General features: G+C 63.7%; 23 protein-coding genes. All 23 read left to right on the top strand.

The features are described from left to right. The first annotated feature begins 3 nt into the window (after positions 1-3). A complete protein-coding gene (gene secE, locus ACMYLB_RS07070; protein ID WP_415910236.1) occupies positions 4-207 on the top strand; it encodes a preprotein translocase subunit SecE in 204 nt (67 codons plus the stop codon). 18 nt (positions 208-225) lie between these two features. After that, on the top strand, positions 226-801 hold the full coding sequence (nusG, locus tag ACMYLB_RS07075) for a transcription termination/antitermination protein NusG (protein WP_415910237.1): 576 nt from the start codon (positions 226-228) through the stop codon (positions 799-801). Positions 802-845: 44 nt separating this feature from the next. Beyond that, positions 846-1,271: a 50S ribosomal protein L11 gene (gene rplK, locus ACMYLB_RS07080; protein WP_415910238.1), complete on the top strand. Its 426-nt coding sequence runs from the start codon at positions 846-848 to the stop codon at positions 1,269-1,271. A gap of 68 nt (positions 1,272-1,339) precedes the next feature. After that, positions 1,340-2,032 (top strand): 50S ribosomal protein L1, encoded by a 693-nt coding sequence (gene rplA / locus ACMYLB_RS07085; RefSeq protein ID WP_415910239.1) that lies wholly within the window; start codon positions 1,340-1,342, stop codon positions 2,030-2,032. Between the two features lie 14 nt (positions 2,033-2,046). After that, a complete protein-coding gene (gene rplJ, locus ACMYLB_RS07090) occupies positions 2,047-2,535 on the top strand; it encodes a 50S ribosomal protein L10 (protein ID WP_415910240.1) in 489 nt (162 codons plus the stop codon). 137 nt (positions 2,536-2,672) lie between these two features. Then, complete coding sequence (gene rplL, locus ACMYLB_RS07095; RefSeq protein ID WP_415910241.1) at positions 2,673-3,056, top strand: 50S ribosomal protein L7/L12; 384 nt, start codon at positions 2,673-2,675, stop codon at positions 3,054-3,056. A 190-nt stretch (positions 3,057-3,246) separates the two neighbouring features. Beyond that, a complete protein-coding gene (gene rpoB, locus ACMYLB_RS07100) occupies positions 3,247-7,080 on the top strand; it encodes a DNA-directed RNA polymerase subunit beta (RefSeq protein WP_415910242.1) in 3,834 nt (1,277 codons plus the stop codon). A gap of 28 nt (positions 7,081-7,108) precedes the next feature. Continuing rightward, complete coding sequence (rpoC, locus tag ACMYLB_RS07105; protein ID WP_415910243.1) at positions 7,109-11,245, top strand: DNA-directed RNA polymerase subunit beta'; 4,137 nt, start codon at positions 7,109-7,111, stop codon at positions 11,243-11,245. A 580-nt stretch (positions 11,246-11,825) separates the two neighbouring features. After that, positions 11,826-12,206 carry a 30S ribosomal protein S12 gene (gene rpsL, locus ACMYLB_RS07110; protein ID WP_415910244.1) on the top strand — a complete coding sequence of 127 codons (381 nt, stop codon included), beginning with the start codon at positions 11,826-11,828 and terminating at the stop codon, positions 12,204-12,206. Between the two features lie 21 nt (positions 12,207-12,227). After that, a complete protein-coding gene (gene rpsG / locus ACMYLB_RS07115; protein WP_415910245.1) occupies positions 12,228-12,701 on the top strand; it encodes a 30S ribosomal protein S7 in 474 nt (157 codons plus the stop codon). A gap of 12 nt (positions 12,702-12,713) precedes the next feature. Further along, positions 12,714-14,900 carry an elongation factor G gene (fusA, locus tag ACMYLB_RS07120; RefSeq protein ID WP_415910246.1) on the top strand — a complete coding sequence of 729 codons (2,187 nt, stop codon included), beginning with the start codon at positions 12,714-12,716 and terminating at the stop codon, positions 14,898-14,900. Positions 14,901-14,920: 20 nt separating this feature from the next. Continuing rightward, complete coding sequence (rpsJ, locus tag ACMYLB_RS07125; protein WP_415910247.1) at positions 14,921-15,229, top strand: 30S ribosomal protein S10; 309 nt, start codon at positions 14,921-14,923, stop codon at positions 15,227-15,229. Positions 15,230-15,335: 106 nt separating this feature from the next. Continuing rightward, complete coding sequence (gene rplC, locus ACMYLB_RS07130; RefSeq protein ID WP_415910248.1) at positions 15,336-15,977, top strand: 50S ribosomal protein L3; 642 nt, start codon at positions 15,336-15,338, stop codon at positions 15,975-15,977. 15 nt (positions 15,978-15,992) lie between these two features. Continuing rightward, complete coding sequence (gene rplD / locus ACMYLB_RS07135) at positions 15,993-16,625, top strand: 50S ribosomal protein L4 (RefSeq protein WP_415910249.1); 633 nt, start codon at positions 15,993-15,995, stop codon at positions 16,623-16,625. Between the two features lie 26 nt (positions 16,626-16,651). Next, complete coding sequence (gene rplW / locus ACMYLB_RS07140) at positions 16,652-16,906, top strand: 50S ribosomal protein L23 (RefSeq protein ID WP_415910250.1); 255 nt, start codon at positions 16,652-16,654, stop codon at positions 16,904-16,906. 13 nt (positions 16,907-16,919) lie between these two features. Further along, complete coding sequence (rplB, locus tag ACMYLB_RS07145) at positions 16,920-17,786, top strand: 50S ribosomal protein L2 (RefSeq protein ID WP_415910251.1); 867 nt, start codon at positions 16,920-16,922, stop codon at positions 17,784-17,786. A 22-nt stretch (positions 17,787-17,808) separates the two neighbouring features. Beyond that, positions 17,809-18,087 (top strand): 30S ribosomal protein S19, encoded by a 279-nt coding sequence (gene rpsS / locus ACMYLB_RS07150; protein ID WP_415910252.1) that lies wholly within the window; start codon positions 17,809-17,811, stop codon positions 18,085-18,087. Positions 18,088-18,124: 37 nt separating this feature from the next. Further along, positions 18,125-18,463 carry a 50S ribosomal protein L22 gene (rplV, locus tag ACMYLB_RS07155; RefSeq protein ID WP_415910253.1) on the top strand — a complete coding sequence of 113 codons (339 nt, stop codon included), beginning with the start codon at positions 18,125-18,127 and terminating at the stop codon, positions 18,461-18,463. 12 nt (positions 18,464-18,475) lie between these two features. After that, positions 18,476-19,105: a 30S ribosomal protein S3 gene (rpsC, locus tag ACMYLB_RS07160; protein ID WP_415910254.1), complete on the top strand. Its 630-nt coding sequence runs from the start codon at positions 18,476-18,478 to the stop codon at positions 19,103-19,105. A gap of 44 nt (positions 19,106-19,149) precedes the next feature. Then, complete coding sequence (rplP, locus tag ACMYLB_RS07165; RefSeq protein WP_415910255.1) at positions 19,150-19,572, top strand: 50S ribosomal protein L16; 423 nt, start codon at positions 19,150-19,152, stop codon at positions 19,570-19,572. Between the two features lie 19 nt (positions 19,573-19,591). Next, positions 19,592-19,798, top strand: a complete 207-nt coding sequence (rpmC, locus tag ACMYLB_RS07170) for a 50S ribosomal protein L29 (protein WP_415910256.1) — start codon at positions 19,592-19,594, stop codon at positions 19,796-19,798. 23 nt (positions 19,799-19,821) lie between these two features. After that, positions 19,822-20,187 (top strand): 30S ribosomal protein S17, encoded by a 366-nt coding sequence (gene rpsQ / locus ACMYLB_RS07175; protein ID WP_415910257.1) that lies wholly within the window; start codon positions 19,822-19,824, stop codon positions 20,185-20,187. 21 nt (positions 20,188-20,208) lie between these two features. Then, positions 20,209-20,574, top strand: coding sequence for a 50S ribosomal protein L14 (gene rplN, locus ACMYLB_RS07180; protein ID WP_415910258.1), 366 nt, complete (start codon positions 20,209-20,211; stop codon positions 20,572-20,574). The last annotated feature ends 1 nt before the right edge of the window (position 20,575 follow it).

The following is a 20,575-nucleotide window of genomic DNA, read 5'->3' on the forward strand; positions in this document are numbered from 1 at the left end:
CACATGGCCAATCCGTTCCGCAGTGCCCGTATTTTCTTCAGCGAGCTCGTCGCTGAATTGCAGAAGGCCAGCTGGCCGACTCGCGAAGAGCTGAAGGACTCGACGATCGTCGTGATCGTCGCGTGCGTGCTCCTCGGCCTGTTCACCAGCATCAGCGACTTCGCCCTCTACCAAGTCGTCGACCTGTTCACCCGCTGGGTGAGCTGATCGCCGCGCCGTTCTTCCATGTCCCAGACTTCAACGCCCACCGGCGCCCAGTGGTTCGCGGTTCACACCCTCTCCGGCCAGGAGCAGAAGGTGAAAACCTACATCGAGAAGTTCAAGAAGGCCGAGGAACTCGACGACTTCGTCCATGAGGTCCTCCTGCCCACGGAAGTCGTCTCCGAGGTGAAGGGCGGCAAGAAGTCCGTGAAGACGCGCAAGCTCTACCCGGGCTACGTCTTCGTGAACATGAAGCTCTACGAAGAGGGCAAGGTCATCATCAAGCCCTTCTACTTCGTGAAGGACGCGGCCGGCGTCATCGGCTTCGTCGGTGGCGAGCATCCCGCCCCGCTGCGCCAGACCGAGATCGACGAGATCAAGGCCCGCGTCGAGGCCGCCACCGGCAAGGAAATCCCGAAGGTCTCCTTCGAGGTCGGCGAGGAAGTGAAGATCACCGACGGTGCCTTCGCCAACCTCACCGGCCGGGTCGACGAGATCGATCCCGCGCGCGGCAAGCTCAAGGTTTCCGTTTCCATTTTCGGACGGTTTACGCCCGTCGAACTCGAATACTGGCAGGTCCAGCGCGCCTCTGAAAGCTGATCCGCCGCCCACCATAAACCCGCCACTACTCAGCATCCCTTAACATGGCCAAAAAGATCCAAGGCTACGTTCGTCTCCAGCTCCCCGCTGGCGCTGCCAACCCGGCTCCGCCGGTCGGCCCCGCGCTCGGCGCCCAGGGCGTCAACATCATGGCGTTCTGCAAGGAGTTTAACGCCAAAACCAAGGACCAGAACGGCATGATCATCCCCGTGGTGATCACCGTCTTCTCGGACAAGTCCTTCACGTTCATCTGCAAGTCGCCGCCGGCTTCCGTCCTCCTCAAGAAGGCCGCGGGCATCGCGTCCGGCTCGGCCAAGCCCAACCAGGACAAGGTCGGCAAGGTCACGAAGAAGCAGATCCTCGAGATCATCAAAATCAAGAAGGCCGACCTCAACGCCGGTTCTGACGAGGCCGCGATCCGCATGATCGCCGGCACCGCGAAGAACATGGGCATCGAAGTCGTCGACTAACTTTCACCCAACACGCTCACCGCGGGAGCCCCGACTCGTCGGGGCGTTCGCACCGCAAGGAGTCGCAAATGGAAAAACACAGCAAACGATACAACAGCGCCGTCAAGGTCGCTGACCTCACGAAGGAATATCCGCTCAACGAAGCCGTTGAGATTCTTTCGAAGTTCCCGAAGGCCAAGTTCGACGAGACGGTCGAGCTGTCCTTCCGCCTCGGCGTCGATCCGGCGCAGGGCGACCAGATGGTGCGCGGCACCACGCCGCTCCCGAACGGCTCCGGCAAGAAGATCCGTGTGATCGTCTTCACCGACGACCCGGAGAAGGCGCTCGCCGCCGGTGCCGATCACGCCGGCCTCGCCGAGCTGATGGCCAAGGTCAGCTCCGGCTGGCTCGACTTCGACGTCGCCATCGCGACCACCGAGGCGATGAAGCAGGTCCGCACGCTCGCCCGCGTGCTCGGCCCCAAGGGCCTCATGCCGAACCCGAAGTCCGGCACCGTTACCGATGACGTCGCCGCGGGCATCAAGGCCGTCAAGGCCGGCCGCGTCGAGTTCAAGGTCGACAAGACCGCGAACATCGGCGTCGGCGTCGGCAAGCGCTCGTTCACCCCGGCGCAGATCGCCGAGAACGTCGCCGCCGTCCTCGAAGCCGTGGGCAAGGCCAAGCCGGCCGCGTTCAAGGGCCACTACATCAAGTCCGTCACCCTGTCGTCCTCGATGTCGCCCGGCGTGAAGATCGCCTCGACCGAGTTCAGCAAATTCTAAGGAGCATCGTAACCATGAGAGCCGAAAAGAAATTCCTCATCGACGAGGTCACGACGCACCTGAAGAAGTCTGACTACGTCATCCTCACCAACTTCACCAAGCTGACCGTCGCCGAGACCGCCGAGCTGCGCAAGCGCCTCGCTCCCGAGAAGGCCGAGTTCCACGTCGTGAAGAACAGCTCGTTCCGCGTCGCGGCCAAGGCCTTCGGCCTGCCCGAGGTGGACAAAGCCCTCACCGGCCAGACGGCCGTCGTCGTCGGCGGCAAGAATCCCGCCGGCGTCGCGAAGGTCCTCAAGAAGTTCGTCGAGGAAAAGCAGAAGCTCGAGGTCAAGGTCGGCGTGCTGGACAAGAAAGTCTTCACGACCGCCGAACTCGCCAAGCTCGCCGACCTCCCGTCGTTCGAAGCGCTGCGTTCGATGCTCCTGGGTCTGTTCACCCAGCAGGGAGCCGCGTTCGTCCGCGTCCTCAACGAGAAGGTCAAGAAGGAGCAACCCGCCGCCTAAACCCTTTTCGCGTTGCGCCGCCCCTCCTTCGGTGGCGCGCGCGGAAGACCAAAAACTCCCAACGGAGTTCAGCTAGGAGATACGTCTCTTAAACGCGCGGCATTCCCGCCGCCGCTAGCACTCCCCGGAAGACTACCATGAGCAACATCACCAAAGACCAAGTCATCGAGTGGCTGTCCGCGCAGCCGATCCTCGAGCTCGCGCAGCTCGTCAAAGACCTCGAGGCCAAGTGGGGCGTTTCCGCCGCCGCTGCCGTCGCTGCCGCTCCCGCCGCTGGCGGTGGCGCTGCCGCCCCGGCCGCCGAAGAGAAGACCGAGTTCAACGTCGTCCTCACGGACGCCGGCGCGAACAAGATCGGTGTCATTAAGGAAGTCCGTGCGATCACGGGCCTCGGCCTCAAGGAGGCCAAGGACCTCGTCGAGGGCGCTCCGAAGCCGGTCAAGGAAGGCGTCGCCAAGGCCGAAGCCGAAGAGATCAAGAAGAAGCTCGAGGCCGCTGGCGCGAAGGTCGAACTCAAGTAACCACTTGGTTCGCACCCACGCATTCAGTTCCAATTCCCGGGCACAGGCCGCGCACGTCGCGGCCTGTGCTTCGGCATTTTTCCCGTTCTTTCCCGACGTGACGAGGTCCTCGCATCCGCACGTCCCCACTGCCACTCGCACGGGCGAGTGAGTTTTGTCCCTTTCTTCAATCCATCCACCGGGAGCACCCATGGCCGACCGCACTCAACACGAACGCGTCAACTTCGGAAAACTTCGCGAAGTCATCCAGCCGCCGAACCTCATCGAGCTGCAGATCAGCTCGTATCTCGAGTATCTCCAGAAGGACGTGCCCGAGAAGCAGCGCAAGCCCGTCGGCCTCGAGGCCGTCTTCAAGGAGGTCTTCCCGATCACCTCGTATGACGAGCGCCTCACGCTCGAATACGTTTCCTACACCATCGGCGAGCCCAAGAGCTCCGAGATCGAGTGCCTCCGCGAAGGCACCACCTACGCCGTCCCGCTCTACGTGAAGCTCCGCCTCCGCGAGGAGGACTTCATCAAGGACGAGGAAATCTTCATGGGCGACATCCCGATGGTGACCGAGCGCGGCTCGTTCATCATCAACGGCGCCGAGCGCGTCGTCGTCTCCCAGCTCCACCGTTCGCCCGGCATCTGCTTCGAGGTCGCCACGCACCCGAACGGCAAGCTGCTCCACTCCTTCCGCATCATCCCGGACCGCGGCACCTGGCTCGAAGTGCAGTTCGACAACAACGACCTGCTCTACGTCTACCTCGACCGCCGCCGCCGCCGCCGGAAATTCCTCATCACGACGCTGCTCCGCGCGATCGGCTACAGCAACGACCTCGACATCCTGAACCTCTTCTACGAAGTCCAGGACCTGAAGGTGAACAAGGCCCTCGACATGGAAAACGTGTCGACCCTCGTGCTCGTCGAAGACGTCATCGATGCCCAGAAGGGCGTCGTCCTCGCCCGCGCGTTCGAGCCGCTCACGAAGCAGATCGTCCGCACCTTCGAGAAGCACGACATCAAGTCGATGCGCGTCATCGACACGACGGCCGACGAAGGCGCCATCATCCGCGCGCTCAAGAAGGACCCGACCCGCAACGAAGAGGAAGCGCTCAAGGAAATCTACAAGAAGCTGCGCCCGGGCGAGCCGCCGACCACGGCGAACGCCAAGGCCCTGCTCAAGCGCCTGTTCTTCGATCCGAAGCGCTACGACCTCGGCCGCGTCGGCCGCTACAAGATCAACCAGAAGCTCGACCTGAAGGTCGACCTTGAGGTCCGCATCCTCGAGAGCGCCGACGTCGTCGCCGCCACGAAGTATCTCGTCCGCCTCAAGAAGAACGACGGCGTCGTTGACGACATCGACCACCTCGGTTCGCGCCGCGTGCGCACCGTCGGTGAGCTCCTCGCCAACCAGTGCCGCGTCGGTCTCAGCCGCACCGAGCGCTTGGTGCGCGAGCGCATGACGCTCTACGACCAATCCGTCGACTCGATCACGCCGCAGAAGCTGATCAACCCGAAGGCGCTGACGACCGTCATCCGCGATTTCTTCGCGCGCAGCCAGCTGTCGCAGTTCATGGATCAGATCAACCCGCTCGCCGAGCTGACGCACAAGCGCCGCTTGTCCGCGCTCGGGCCCGGCGGTCTGAACCGTGAGCGTGCCGGCTTCGAAGTCCGCGACGTTCATCCGTCGCACTACGGCCGCATTTGCCCGATCGAAACGCCCGAAGGTCCGAACATCGGTCTGATCAACTCGCTCTCGACCTACGCGCGCGTCAACGAATTCGGCTTCATCGAGGCCCCGTATCGCGTCGCCGACAAGGAAAAAGGCCGCGTCACCGACAAGGTGGTCTATCTCACCGCCGACCAGGAAGAGGGCAAGGTCATCGCCCAGGCCAACGCCGAGGTCGACGAGAAGGGCAACTTCATCGGCAAGGTCACCGCGCGTCGTGACGGCGAGTTCCTCGAAGTCACCGCGGACGAAGTCGACCTGATGGACGTCTCGCCGAAGCAGGTCGTCTCCGTCGCCGCCGGTCTGATCCCCTTCCTCGAGCACGACGACGCCAACCGCGCGCTCATGGGCTCGAACATGCAACGCCAGGGCGTGCCGCTGCTGCAGACCGAAGCGCCGTTCGTCGGCACCGGTCTCGAAGGCCGCCTCGCCTCGGACTCCAAGACCGTCGTGGTCGCGGAAGCCGCCGGCATCGTCGCCTCCGTGGACGCGAAGCGCATCATCGTCACCGAGTCCGGTGAGCTGCCGCGCAACCCGAAGACGGACCCGAAGAACGGCACCTACGTTTACGAGCTGCGCAAATTCATGCGCTCGAACGCCGGCACCTGCTTCACCCAGAAGCCCATCGTCAAGAAGGGCCAGAAAGTGAAGAAGGGCCAGTGCATCGCCGACGGTCCCTCGACCGACCACGGCGAGCTCGCCCTCGGCCGCAACGTGCTCGTCGCGTTCATGCCGTGGAACGGCTACAACTTCGAAGACGCCATCCTCATCTCCGAAAAGGTGCTGAAGGAAGACATCTTCACCTCGATCCACGTCCAGGAATTCGAAGTCACCGCGCGTGACACGAAGCTCGGGCCCGAGGAAATCACCCGCGATATCCCGAACGTCGGCGAAGAAGCCCTCAAGAACCTCGATCACAACGGCGTCATCCGCGTCGGTGCCGAGGTCAAGCCGGGCGACATCCTCGTCGGCAAGATCACGCCGAAGTCCGAAACCGAACTCGCGCCGGAAGAGAAGCTCCTCCGCGCCATCTTCGGTGAAAAGGCCGCGGACGTGAAGGACACCTCGCTCATCGTCCCGTCGGGCGTGAACGGCATCATCATGGACGTGAAGATCAACACTTCGCGCCTCGATGCCGAGGGTTCGAAACTCTCGCCTTCCGATCGCCGCCGCCAGGTGAAGCAGATCCAGGAAGACTACAAGACGCAGATGGACAAGCTGCGCGAGCAGCTCACCGAGGCGCTGTCCAACATCCTCCTCGGCGAAAAGATCCCGCTCGACGTCATCAACGGCCAGACCGGCGAAATCATCATCCCGGCCAACCGCAAGATCACCAAGACCCTCCTCCGCAAGCTCGCCGCCGTCGCGAAGCACATCGAGATCGATCCGTCCCCGGTTCGCATCAAGATCATGGAGATCATCGGCTCGTTCCAGTCGAAGTTCGACGAGCTCGAGGGCGACCGTGAGCGCAAGATCGCGTCGATCGAACAGGGCGACGCGGAAGGCGCCGGCGTCATCAAGCAGGTTAAGGTCTACATCGCCACGAAGCAGAAGCTCGAGGTCGGTGACAAGATGGCCGGCCGCCACGGTAACAAGGGCGTCGTCGCCAAGATCGTCCCCGAAGAAGACATGCCGTTCCTGCCGGACGGCACTCCGGTGCAGATCTGCCTGAACCCCCTCGGCGTGCCTTCGCGCATGAACGTCGGCCAGGTTCTCGAGACGCACCTCGGTTGGGCCTGCTCGAAGCTCGGCCTCAAGGTCGCCACGCCCGTGTTCGACGGTATCTCGGAAAAGAAAGTCCGCGAATACCTCAAGCAGGCGAACGACGTTGAGAAGAACCAGAGCGGCGTCGTCACCGTCACCACCTCCGGCAAGGCCACGCTGTTCGACGGCCGCACCGGTGAGAAGATCGATCAGCAAGTCGTCGTGGGCTTCATCTACATGATGAAGCTGAATCACCTTGTCTCGCACAAGATTCACGCGCGCGCGGTCGGTCCTTACTCGCTCGTCACGCAGCAGCCGTTGGGCGGCAAAGCCCAATACGGCGGCCAGCGCTTCGGCGAAATGGAAGTGTGGGCGCTCGAAGCCTACGGCGCGGCGCACACGCTCCAGGAAATCCTCACCGTCAAGTCCGACGACGTGAACGGCCGCACCAAGATCTACGAGTCGCTCGTCAAGGGCGACAACACCCTGCAGGCCGGCACGCCGGAATCCTTCAACGTCCTCGTGAAGGAAATGCAGGCCCTCGGCCTCGACATCAAACTCGGCAAGCGCACCACGCTGTCCGAAGCCCTCGGTGGCAACCGCTAACACTTAAATACTGGGAGCATCACGCAACATGAGCACCGAACAAGCTCGCGAAGAAGTCCGTCAGGTCCTCGGTTCCGACGAGAACCCGTTCGACAGCGTCTCCATCACCGTCGCCGCGCCGGAGACCATCCGCGCCTGGTCGAAGGGTGAGGTCAAGAACCCCGAGACGATCAACTACCGCACGTTCAAGCCCGAGCCGGGTGGTCTTTTCTGCCAAAAGATCTTCGGCCCCGTGCGCGACTACGAGTGCGCCTGCGGAAAATACAAGCGCATCAAATACAAGGACGTCATCTGCGACCGTTGCGGCGTCGAGGTCACCATCGCCCGCGTCCGCCGCGAGCGCATGGGCCACATCGAACTCGCCGTTCCGGTGGCGCACATCTGGTTCCTCAAGAGCATGCCGAGCCGCCTCGGCCTGCTCCTCGACATGACGGCCCGCTCGCTCGAGCGCGTCATCTACTACGAGAACTACATGGTCACCAACCCGGGCAAGACGCCGCTTGAACTCAAGCAGCTCCTGACCGAGACGGAATACCAGCAGGCCGTCGACGAATACGGCGCCGATGCCTTCGTCGCCAAGATGGGCGCCGAGGCCGTCCGCGACGTCCTCACGCAGATCGACATGGAGGCCGTCGTCGCCGAACTGCACGAGACGATGCGCGCCACGCGCTCGAAGCAGATCAAGAAGAAGCTCTCGAAGCGCCTCAAGGTCATCGGCGGCTTCATCTCCTCGAAGTCCCGGCCCGAGTGGATGGTCCTCGAAGTTCTCCCCGTCATCCCGCCGGACCTCCGCCCGCTCGTCCCGCTCGAAGGCGGCCGCTTCGCGACGTCCGACCTCAACGACCTCTACCGCCGCGTCATCAACCGCAATAATCGCCTGCGGAACCTGATGCAGCTGAAGACGCCCGACGTCATCATTCACAACGAAAAGCGCATGCTCCAGGAAGCCGTCGACGCGCTCTTCGACAACGGCCGCCACGGCCGCCCCGTCACGGGCGCCGGCAACCGTGCGTTGAAGTCGCTCTCCGACATGCTCAAGGGCAAGCAGGGCCGCTTCCGCCAGAACCTCCTCGGCAAGCGCGTCGACTACTCCGGCCGCTCCGTCATCGTCATCGGTCCCGAGCTCAAGCTCAACCAGTGCGGTCTGCCGAAGAAGATGGCGCTCGTCCTCTTCGAGCCGTTCATCATCCGCCGCCTCAAGGAACTCGGCTTCGTGCACACCGTCCGCGGTGCGCGCAAGATGATCGAGAAGAAGTCGCCGGAAGTCTGGGACATCCTCGAGGAAGTCACGAAGGGCCACCCGGTGCTGCTCAACCGCGCGCCGACGCTCCACCGCCTCTCCATCCAGGCGTTCGAGCCGGTCCTCATCGAAGGTTCCGCCATCCGCGTCCACCCGCTCGTCTGCACCGCCTACAACGCGGACTTCGACGGCGACCAGATGGCCGTGCACGTGCCGCTTTCCCTCGAGGCCATCCTCGAGTGCAAGCTGCTCATGATGTCCTCGGGCAACATCTTCTCGCCCTCGAGCGGCAAGCCGATCCTCACGCCGTCGCAGGACATCGTCCTCGGCGCGTATTACCTCTCGATCGAGCCGCGCGTGAAGCCCGCCAAGGGCCAGCGCGTCCCGCTCATGTCCGGCCTCCAGGAAGTTCAATACGCCAAGGCCGATGGCGCGCTCAAGGTCCACGATTGGGTCGACATCCCGAACCCGGATTTCGGCAAGGACACCGTCTTCGGCAACAAGGAGCGCAAGACGCTCCGCACCACCGTGGGCCGCGTGATCTTCAACCAGATCTGGCCCGCCGGTCTCGGCTTCATCAACTTCCCCGTGCCGAAGGGCAAGCTGGGCGACCTCATTCTCAACACCTACAAGGTCGCGGGTCCCACCGTCACCGTCGAGACGCTCGACAAGCTGAAGGAGCTCGGTTTCACGACCGCCTTCAACGCCGGCATCTCGATCGGCATCGACGACATGATCATTCCGGAAAACAAGAAGGAGATCGTGTCCGACGCCCGCAAGAAGGTCGACGAGGTCGAGTCCCAATACAAGAAGGGCATCATCACCTCCGGCGAGCGCTACAACAAGATCATCGACATCTGGACCGGCGCTACCGACCGCATCGCGAAGTCCGTCTTCTCGAAGCTCGAGGGCAACGACGGCCGCCCCGAGGTCAACCCGGTCTACATCATGATGGACTCGGGCGCCCGCGGTAACAAACAGCAGGTGCGCCAGCTCTGCGGTCTCCGCGGCCTCATGGCCAAGCCCTCCGGCGAGATCATCGAGCGCCCGATTCTGTCTTCGTTCCGCGAAGGCCTCACCGTTCTCGAATACTTCATCTCGACGCACGGCGCCCGCAAGGGTCTCGCCGACACCGCGCTCAAGACGGCCGACGCCGGCTACATGACCCGCAAGCTTTGCGACGTGGCCATGGACTGCGTCATCACCGAGGAAGATTGCGGTTCGCGCGACGGCATCTGGAAGAAGGCGATCTTCGAAGGCGACACGATGCTCGTGTCCCTCGCGGAACGCATCACCGGCCGCTGCTCCGCCGACGACATCTACAATCCGCTCGACCCGACGAAGATTCTCGTTGGCGCCGGCGAGCTCATCACGGAAGAACTCGGTCGCCAGATCGAGGACTCCGGCATCGAGCGCGTGAAGGTCATGTCGCCGCTCACCTCGACGAGCGAGCACGGCATCGACGCGAAGTCCTACGGCATCAACCCGGCCTCCAACAAGGTCGCGAAGATCGGCGACTCCGTCGGCATCATCGCCGCGCAGTCGATCGGCGAGCCCGGCACGCAGCTCACCATGCGCACGTTCCACATCGGTGGCGTCGCCTCGGCCGGTTCCAAGAACCCCGAGATCAAGGTGCGCAACACCGGTATCCTCAAGTATCGCGGCCTCCGCCTCGTGCAGATGGAAGGTGCGGCCATCGTCCTCAACAAGACGGGCTCCATCCAGATCCTCGACGACAACGACCGCGAACTCGAAGCCTATCCGATCGTGGTCGGCACCGTCCTTTCCGTCGGCGACGGCGAGAAGGTGACGAAGGGCCAGACCATCGCGCAGTGGGACCCGTATAACATCCCGGTCCTCTCCGAGCGCACCGGCACGCTGGCGTTCAAGGACATGATCCCGGGCGTCACGGTGAAGCGCGAGCTCGACGAATCCACCGGCCGCATCGCGACCGTCGTCATCGAGCACAAGGAAGACCTCAACCCGCAGATCGAAATCCGCGACGAAGCCGGCAAGCCGCTCGCTTCCTACGCGATTCCGACCGGCGCGCAGGTCGTCGTCAACGAAGGCGACATCATCCAGGCCGGCGCGCTCCTCGCGAAGACGCCGCGCCAGGCGTCCACGACCAAGGACATCACCGGCGGTCTTCCGCGCGTCGCCGAGCTCTTCGAAGCTCGTCGTCCGAAGGAAGCCGCCGAGATGGCCCGCATCGACGGCGTCGTCTCCTTCGAGGGCTCGATCCGCGGCAAGCGCAAGCTCGTTGTCCGCAACGAGGAGGCCGGTGCCGAGGAAGAGCACCTCATCCCGCACGGCAAGCACATCATCGTGCAGGCCGGCGACGTCGTCCACAAGGGCCAGCACCTCACCGAAGGCTCCGCCGATCCGCACGAGATCCTCGACATCCTCGGGCCGACCGCGCTCTACGAGTTCCTCATCGGCCAGGTGCAGGAAGTCTACCGTCTCCAGGGCGTGTCGATTAACGACAAGCACATCGAGGTCATCATCCGCCAGATGCTCCGCAAGGTCCGCATCACGGATCCGGGTGACAGCGAGTTCTTCTGGGGCGAGCAGATCGATCGCTCGACGTTCCTCCGCGAGAACAAGCGCCTCGACGCCGCCGGCGGCAAACCCGCCGAGGCCGAGCCGATCCTCCTGGGCATCACCAAGGCCTCGCTCGAGACCGAGTCGTTCATCTCTGCCGCCTCGTTCCAAGAGACGACGCGCGTCCTCACCGACGCCTCGACGCTCGGCAAGGTCGACGGCCTGAAGGGCTTCAAGGAAAACGTCATCATGGGTCACCTCATCCCCGCGGGCACCGGCCTCCCGGCTTACAAGAAGCTGAAGGTCACGCTCCCGCTCGGCGGCGAAATCCCGATGGACGAAGCCCCGCGCGCCGCCGCGCCGGCGACGGCCGAGGCGAGCTAAGCTCGAGCCCGTTCACTCTCAAAGCCGCGGAGCGATCCGCGGCTTTTTCTTTGCCTTCGGGGCTAACTTGCCGCGCTGCAGGCTTACAAACTGCGGGGCAGGGGAGGGCTGACTTTTGCCTTGTTTTTCACTCCGAAATTCGGACCCTCAAAGTCCCTCCCGCCAAAACTCGGAGGTAGAGCCTAGCTCCTTCCGAGTTACACCCGGCCCTCACCGGCCGGGTGTTTTTTTGTCCGACAATTTCCTCTTCGCCGCAGTCGCCGGAGCACACACAATCGAGGGGCGGATGCGTGGTGTCAGTCGCTCATTTCCGGTAGCCGAACTGATGCTGTGAATAACTTGGGGAGAAATCAGGTATTTCGCGCTTGAAGTGCGTCATGCTGGCGTGGTTCGCTGATCCTCCATTTTCGTCACAAAACAGCATTCGCAGCAAAACTGTGGGTGCACCTGACGCCCGCGGTTTCGGGGTTTCCGCTCTGAAATCCGCGTTTTTCAGCACAACGCGAAAAAGTGCTTGCCGGGGCTTTTCGTCCCGGTAGGTTCCGCGCCTTTTCCTCTTTATCCAAGCAACTCTCTTCACATGCCCACCATCAACCAACTCGTGAGAAAAGGACGTCGCAAGGTCCGTGCGAAGTCCAAGGCCCCGGCCCTGCAGGGTAACCCCTTCCGCCGCGGCGTCTGCGTGCAAGTCATGACCCGCACGCCGAAGAAGCCGAACTCGGCCATCCGTAAGGTCGCCAAGGTCCGCCTCACGAACGGCACGGAAGTGATTTCCTACATTCCCGACGAGGGCCACTCCCTCCAGGAGCACTCGATCGTGCTCGTGCGCGGCGGCCGTGTGAAGGACCTTCCTGGCGTCCGCTACCACATCGTCCGCGGCACCCTCGACGCCACCGGCGTCGAGAAGCGCCGTCGTTCCCGTTCCAAATACGGCGTCAAGCGCCCGAAGGCCGCCAAGTAATCACGTTCTTTCCTTTTCACCATGTCTCGTCGTCGCAGAGCTACTCACCGCCCCACCGTTCCGGACGTCCGCTACAACAGCGCTCTCGTCACCCACCTGATCAACGTGATCATGAAGAGCGGCAAGAAGACCGTCGCGGAGCGCATCGTTTACGGCGCCTTTGAGCGCGTGAGCGAGAAGCTGCAGAAGGGCGACCCGGTCGACCTTCTCATGGGCGCGATGGAAAACGCCCGCCCGAAGCTCGAGGTCAAGAGCCGCCGCGTCGGTGGTGCCACCTACCAGGTGCCGGTCGAGATCTCGTTCGAGCGCCAGGAGTCGCTCGCGCTCCGCTGGATCGTCGACGCCGCCACCTCCCGCAAGGGCACGGCGATGCGCGAGGCCCTCGCGGCCGAGATCATCGATGCCTACAACAACACGGGCACCGTGGTGAAGAAGAAGGAAGACACCCACAAGATGGCCCAGGCCAACCGCGCCTTCGCCCACCTCCGCTGGTAATCTCTCCACGCAATGTCTTCTCCGATCAACATCACCGTCGTCACCGACAAGGCCAAGGTCGCCGCCGCCAACGCCAAGGACCGTCCGTTCCCGCTCGAGTGGACGCGCAACATCGGCATCGCCGCGCACATCGACGCCGGCAAGACCACGACGACCGAGCGCATTCTTTTCTACTCCGGCGCCGTCCACAAGATGGGCGAAGTCCACGAAGGCACCACGGTGACCGACTGGATGGAGCAGGAGCGCGAGCGCGGCATCACGATCACCGCCGCCGCCATTTCCTGCGCTTGGAACGCCTCCTTCGGTCCCTGGAAGGGGATCAAGCAGCGCATTAACATCATCGACACGCCCGGACACGTCGACTTCACCGCCGAAGTCGAGCGCTCCATGCGCGTGCTCGACGGCGCCGTCGCGGTGTTCTGCGCGGTCGCCGGCGTGCAGCCGCAGTCCGAGACCGTCTGGCGTCAGGCCAACAAATACGGCGTTCCGCGCGTCGCGTTCGTCAACAAGATGGACCGCACCGGCGCCAACTTCTTCCGCGCCGTCGACGAGATGCGCGAGAAGCTCAAGGCCAACGCGCACCCGCTCTACATTCCGATCGGCCAGGAAGAGAACTTCAACGGCCTGATCGACCTCGTCCAGAACGTCGCCTACATCTTCGACGAGACGAAGGATCCGCTCGGCATGAATCCGGTCACCGCGCCGATTCCCGCCGAATACGCCGCGCAGGCGAAGGAATACCGCGAGAAGCTCATCGAAGCCGTCTCCGACTTCGACGACGTCATCGCGAACAAGTATCTCGAAGGCCAGGAAATCACCACCGACGAATTCATCCTCGCCGTCCGCAAGGCCACGGTCTCGATGAAGTTCACCGGCGTGATCCCGGGCTCCGCGTTCAAGAAGAAGGGCGTGCAGCGCCTCCTTGACTGCGTCGTCAACTATCTCCCGAACCCCATCGACGTTCCGCCGATGAAGGGCCAAGACAGCTCCGGCAACGTCGTTGAGGCCATCGTCGACGACAAGGCGAAGCTCGCCGGTCTCGCGTTCAAGCTCTGGACCGACCCGTTCGTCGGCAAGCTCGTGTTCTACCGCGTCTACACCGGCGTGGTGAAGCGCGGCATGTCCCTCTACAATCCCCGCACGCGCCGCTCCGAGCGCGTCTCCCGTCTCGTGCTCATGCGCGCGATGGACCGCGAGGAAATCGAACTGGCCTACGCGGGCGACATCTGCGCGCTCGTCGGCGTCAAGGACGTCATCACCGGTGACACGCTGTGCGATGAGGACTTCGACATCCGCCTCGAGCCGCCGTCCTTCCCCGAGCCCGTCATCGCGATGTCGATCGAGCCGAACTCGAAGGGCGACCAGGAAAAACTCGGCGTCGCGCTCCAGCGCCTCGTCGCCGAGGACCCGACCCTCCGCGTCAAGACCGACCAGGACACCGGCCAGACGATTCTCGCCGGCATGGGCGAGCTGCACCTCGAAATCATCGTCGACCGCATGAAGCGCGAGTTCAAGGTCGAGGCGACCGTGGGCAAGCCGCAGATCGCTTACCGCGAGACAGTCACGGCCTCCGCGGACGGCGTCGGCAAGTTCATCCGCCAGTCCGGTGGTAAGGGCCAATACGGCCACGTCGTCGTCAAGATCGAGCCGAACGAGAAGGGCAAGGGCATCGAAGTCATCAACGAAATCGTTGGCGGCGTCATCCCGAAGGAATTCATCAAGCCCGCGACGGACGGCATCCTCGAAGGCGCCAACAACGGCGTCGTCGCCGGTTACCCGGTCGTCGATGCGAAGATCCGCATCATCGACGGTTCCTTCCACGAAGTCGACTCGTCGGAACTCGCGTTCAAGATGGCCGGCATCTTCGCCTTCAAGGAAGCGATGAAGGTCGCCAAGCCGATCCTCCTCGAGCCGATCATGGGCGTCGAAGTCACCACGCCGGAAGACTATCAGGGCGACCTGATGGGCGACATCAACCGCCGCCGCGGCCAGATCCAGGGCATGGAGAACAAGAACGGTGCGTGCATCATCTCCGCGCACGTCCCGCTCGAAATGCTGTTCGGTTACGTGACGGATATCCGCTCGCTCTCGAAGGGCCGCGCGTCCGCCTCGATCACGCCGTCGCACTTCGCGCAGGTCCCGAACAACCTCCTCGCCAAGATCGTCGAGACCTCTTCCAAGGCCCCGGCCCGCACCTAAACCCACGTTCTTTATCCGCCATGAAAGGCCAACGCATTCGCATCAAACTCCAGGGCTTCGATTACCGTGTGATCGACCAGTCCGCCCTGGAAATCGTCGAAACCGCCAAGCGCTCCGGCGCGCGCGTCTCGGGCCCGATCCCGCTGCCCACCCGCATCGAGAAACTGTCCGTCAACCGCTCGCCGCACGTTGACAAGAAGTCGATGGAGCAGTTCGAGAGCCGCACCCACAAGCGTCTCATCGACATCCTCGAGCCGACCGCGCAGACGGTCGACGAACTCAAGAAACTCAACCTGCCGTCCGGCGTCGACATCACGATCAACGTCTAACGCTCAACTTTCAGACAGTCACTTTAGCAGCCACCGGTGGCTCCAATCGCCGGATTGCTAATGTAGGTCTAAACCAAACGGAAACCCTCCACCTACCACTTAGCCTATGATCACTACTCTATTAGGCAAAAAACTCGGGATGACCCAGGTCTACGATGCACAGAACGTGCTCGTGCCGGTCACCGTCGTGGAAGCCGGCCCCTGCCCGGTTGTCCAAGTCAAGACCGTCGAGACCGACGGTTACAACGCCGTCCAGCTCGGCTTCGGCGCCCAAAAGGCGAAGAACGCGAGCAAGGCCGAAGCCGCCCACGCCAAGAAGGCCGGCCTCGAAAACACGCCGCGTCTTCTCAACGAAGTCCGCCTCGCCGCCGCTCCCACGGTGAAGCCGGGTGACGTCGTCACCGTCGCCGCCTTCACCGAAGGCCAGACGATCGACGTCATCGGCATCACGAAGGGCAAGGGCTTCGCCGGCGTCGTGAAGCGCTTCCGTGTCGCGGGCGGTCCCGCCTCGCACGGCTCGATGTTCCACCGCCGCATCGGCTCGATCGGCATGCGCCAGACGCCCGGTCGCTCGTGGAAGAACCAGGCGATGCCCGGCCACATGGGCTCGGAGCAGCGCACGGTGCAGAACCTCAGCGTCGTCAAGATCATCGCCGACAAGAATCTCATCCTCGTGAAGGGTGCGATCCCGGGCGCCAACGGTGACGACGTCATCATCCGCGCCGGCAAGAAGGCCAAGAAAGCCTAAGGAGACTGAACCACAATGAAGCTCAAAGTTTACAGCTCCGACGCCAGCAAGACCTCCGAAAAGGAGTTCAACGTCCCGACCTTCGAAGGCGACAAGGGCGTGCAGGCCGTCAAGGAAGTCGTCGTCGCACACCGCGCCAACGCCCGCCAGGGCACCCGCTCCACCAAGACTCGCGGCGAAGTCCGCGGCGGTGGCAAGAAGCCGTGGAACCAGAAGGGTTCCGGTCGCGCCCGCGCCGGCTCGTCCCGCTCGCCGCTCTGGAGCGGTGGTGGCGTCGTGTTCGGCCCGAAGCCCCGCGACTTCTCGAAGAAGATCAACAACAAGGTCAAGGCCCTCGCGTTCGCCCGCGCGCTCTTCGATCGCGCCTCCGCCGGTGAGGTCGAGGTCATCGAGGCGTTCGTTCCCGCCCAGCCGAAGACCAAGCTCATGAACAAGGTCGTCCGCACGATCGCCCCCAAGGGCTCCGTGCTCCTCGTCGACGCCCCGTTCACCGCCGAGGCCTCGCGCGCCGCGCGCAACCTCGCCCGCGTCTCCCTCACGGAAGCCGCCAAGCTCAACACTCTCGATCTCGTCCAATACTCGAAGATCGTCGTCTCCACCAAAGCGATCGAGGCCATCATCGCCCGCGCCAACGGAGGTCAGTCATGATCAGCGCCGATAAAGTTCTCAAAAACATGCGCCTGACGGAGAAGGCTTCCAAGCTCTCCTCCAACTACGGCCAATACACGTTCGAGGTCTATCCCTCGGCCACGAAGCACACCGTGCGCGAAGCCGTCGAGGCGACCTTCAAGGTCACCGTCACGCGCGTGAACATCCAAAACATCAAGGGCAAGCCGAAGCGTTCCCGCACGGGCCGCCCGACGCAGAAGTCCGACAGCAAGCGCGCCATCGTCACCCTCAAGCAGGGCGACAAGATCGAGCTCGTCTGAGGAAACACCCGCCATGGCTATCAAAACTTTCCGTCCTCTCACCGCCGCGCTTCGCTTCACCGAGCTGAACCGCCCGGAGGAGATCTCCACGAAGCGCCCCGAGCGCTCCCTGGTCGAGTCCAAGAACAAGACCGGCGGTCGCAACACCTACGGCCGCATCACGTCGCGCCGTCGCGGCGGCGGCCACAAGAAGCTCTACCGCGTCGTCGACTTCAAGCGCGCCAAGCTCGACATCCCGGCGAAGGTCCAGGCGATCGAATACGATCCCAACCGCTCCGCCCTCCTCGCGCTCCTCGCCTACGTCGACGGCTCCAAGACCTACATCATCGCCCCGAAGGGCCTGAAGGTCGGTGACACGATCTACAGCGCGCTGAAGACCGACACCAACGACTACCGTCCGGGCAACAGCTTCCCGCTGGGCGTCATTCCCGCGGCCACGAAAGTGCACGCGGTCGAACTGCTCCCCGGTCGCGGCGCCCAGCTCGCCCGCTCCGCCGGCACGTCCGTCGAACTCGTCGCCGTCGAGAACGGCATGGCGCAGCTCAAGCTGGCCTCCGGCGAGACCCGCCTGGTGAACGCCAACTGCCGCGCCACCATCGGCGAGGTCGGCAACGAAGACCACAGCAAGCGCAAGCTCGGCAAGGCCGGCCGCAACCGCTGGCTCGGTCGCCGCCCGCGCGTCCGCGGTATGGCTATGAACCCGGTCGACCACCCCAACGGTGGCGGTCAGGGCAAGTCCAAGGGTGGTGGCGGTCGCCAGCACCTCGTGTCGCCGTGGGGCCAGCTCGCGAAGGGTTTCCCGACGCGCCGCCGCTCCAAGCCGTCCAACTCCCTCATCCTTACCCGCAAGAACGGCCGTCCGCCGCGCGGCAAGAAGTAAACCAACTTAACGACTACCCAACATGGCTCGTTCCATCAAAAAAGGTTTCTTCGTCGACTACCACCTGCTCGAGAAAATCGAGAAGGCGGCCAAGTCCAGCGGTGCGCGCAAGCCCATCCAGACCTGGAGCCGGCGCTCGACCATCACGCCCGACTTCGTCGGCCACACCTTCAACGTTCACAACGGCAAGGCCTTCATCGCGGTGTATGTCACCGAGAACATGGTCGGCCACAAGCTCGGCGAGTTCGCCCCCACGCGCATCTTCAAGGCGCACGGCGGCATGACCCGCAAGGAAATCTAACCTGCGCGCGTAGCCGAAACCCGAACCCGAACCGAAAATGGAAATCCAAGCTCTCACCAAATACGCGCGCATGTCGCCGAAGAAGGTGCGCGAGGTCGCCAACGAGATCCAGGGCCGCTCCGTGCCCGAGGCCACCGACCTCCTCTCCCTCATTCCGCGCAAGTCCGCCCGCCTCCTCGCCAAGACGCTCAAGAGCGCCGTCGCGAACGCGGAAAACAACCACAACCTCTCGGCCGACAAGCTCGTCGTCCACCGCGCCCTCGTCGAGTGCGGCCCGGTCCTGAAGCGCTTCAAGGCCGGCGCCCGCGGCTCGGCCAAGCCGCGCGTCAAGCGCATGTCGCACCTCCGCATCGTCCTCTCGGACAGCAAAGCCTAACCACTCACTGTTATGGGACAAAAAACCAACCCTACCGGTTTCCGCCTCGCCGTCCGCCGCAACTGGCAATCCCGCTGGTTCGCCCGCAAGAAGGACTTCGCCAAGCTCCTCCACGAAGACCAGGTCATCCGTGACACGCTCATGGAGAAGCTCAAGCAGGCGTCCGTGCCGCGCATCTTCATCGAGCGCGCCGGCAACCGCGTCCGCGTCAAGATCTTCACCGCCCGCCCCGGCATCGTCATCGGCAAGAAGGGCCAGGAGGTCGAGAACATGAAGGTCGCCCTCGGCAAGCTCACCGGCAAGGAAGTCCTCCTCGACATCCAGGAAGTGAAGAAGCCCGAGATCGAGGCGCAGCTCGTCGCCGAGAACGTCGCGCTCCAGCTCGAGCGCCGCGTCGCCTTCCGCCGCGCGATCAAGAAGTCGGTCCAGATGGCCATGAGCCTCGGCGCCGACGGCATCAAGATCCAGTGCTCGGGCCGCCTTGGCGGCGCCGACATCGCGCGCCGCGAATGGCAGCGCCAGGGCCGCATCCCGCTCCACACCCTCCGCGAGAACATCGATTACGGATTCGCCGAAGCCCGCACCGTCTGGGGCAAGATCGGCGTGAAGTGCTGGATCTGCAAAAAGGACGAATCCAACTAAACCGCGCTGCGCGCTCCGCTCGCAGCACCTAGCTACTCAAAGCCATGGCTCTCCAACCTTCCCGCACCAAATATCGCAAATCGATGAAGGGCTCCCGCGCTGGCAATGCCAAGCGCGGCAACACGCTCGCCTTCGGTGAATTTGGCCTGCAGTCCCTCTCCCGCGGTCCCATGACCGGCCGTCAGATCGAGGCCGCCCGCGTCACCATCGCCCGCCACCTCAAGCGCAAGGGCAAGCTCTGGATCCGCGTGTTCCCGCACAAGCCGGTCACGAAGAAGCCCGCCGAAGTGCGCATGGGCCAGGGCAAGGGCCCGGTCGAATACTACACCGCGACGATCAAGCCCGGCGCGGTCCTCTTCGAACTCGCCGGCGTTCCCGCCACCGTCGCCAAGGAGGCCTTCCGCCTCGCCGACGCCAAGCTGCCCTTCCGCTGCCGCTTCATCGCGCGCGAAGGCGTGGCCGTCTAACCTCAGGAGACCGTCCATCATGACTTCCAAGGAAATCCGCGAACTCTCGCCCGCCGAGATCACCACCAAGCTCCGCAGCACCCGCGACGAGCTCCTCCAGCTCCGCCTGCGCAAGCACACCGGCCAGGTCGAGAAGCCGCACACGATCCGCGCTCTCCGCAAGGACATCGCGCGCCTCGAGACCATCCTCACCGAGAAGAAATCCAAGAAGACCGCCGCTGCCTAAGGCGCGCGTAACCGCTCAAGACCATGTCTACTCACGCACGTCACGCCGCCCGCAAGACCGAAGTCGGTTTTGTCACCTCCAAGATGGGCGACAAATCCGTCAAGGTCACCGTCCCCTACAAGACGCCGCACCCGCTCTACGGGAAGGTCATCAATCGCAAGACCGTCCTCCACGTCCACGACGAGAAGAACGAGTCCAAGGTCGGCGACAAGGTCGAGGTCATGGAGACCCGCCCGATCAGCCGCCTGAAGCGCTGGCGCGTCGTCCGCGTCGTCGAAGCCGCCGTGCAGCCGATCGGCGCCGCCGTCTCCGAGACCGACGTTGCCGCCGTCGTCCCCACCAAGACCACCAAGGCCAACGCGTCCGCCGCCGCGGCCCCGAAAGCCTAACCGCACCAGGAGAACACCACCATGATCCAGATGCGTTCCATTCTCGACATCGCCGATAACACCGGCGCGCGCCGCGCGTCCATGATCGGTCGTATCGGCCAGAACACCCGCTACGCCCACGTCGGCGACATCATCACCGTCAACATCAAGGAGAGCAGCACCGACGCCACGGTGAAGAAGGGTGAGGTCCACAAGGCCGTCATCGTTCGCACCAAGGCGCCCCTCCGTCGCGCCGACGGCAGCTACCTCCGCTTCGACAGCAACGCGATCGTCATCATCGGCGAAGACGGCAACCCGAAGGGCACCCGCATCTTCGGCCCCGTCGCCCGCGAGCTCCGCGCGAAGAACTACATGAAGATCATCTCCCTCGCCCCGGAGGTCCTCTGAC

This window comes from Oleiharenicola sp. Vm1, assembly GCF_047777955.1.
Taxonomy (GTDB): domain Bacteria; phylum Verrucomicrobiota; class Verrucomicrobiia; order Opitutales; family Opitutaceae; genus Didemnitutus.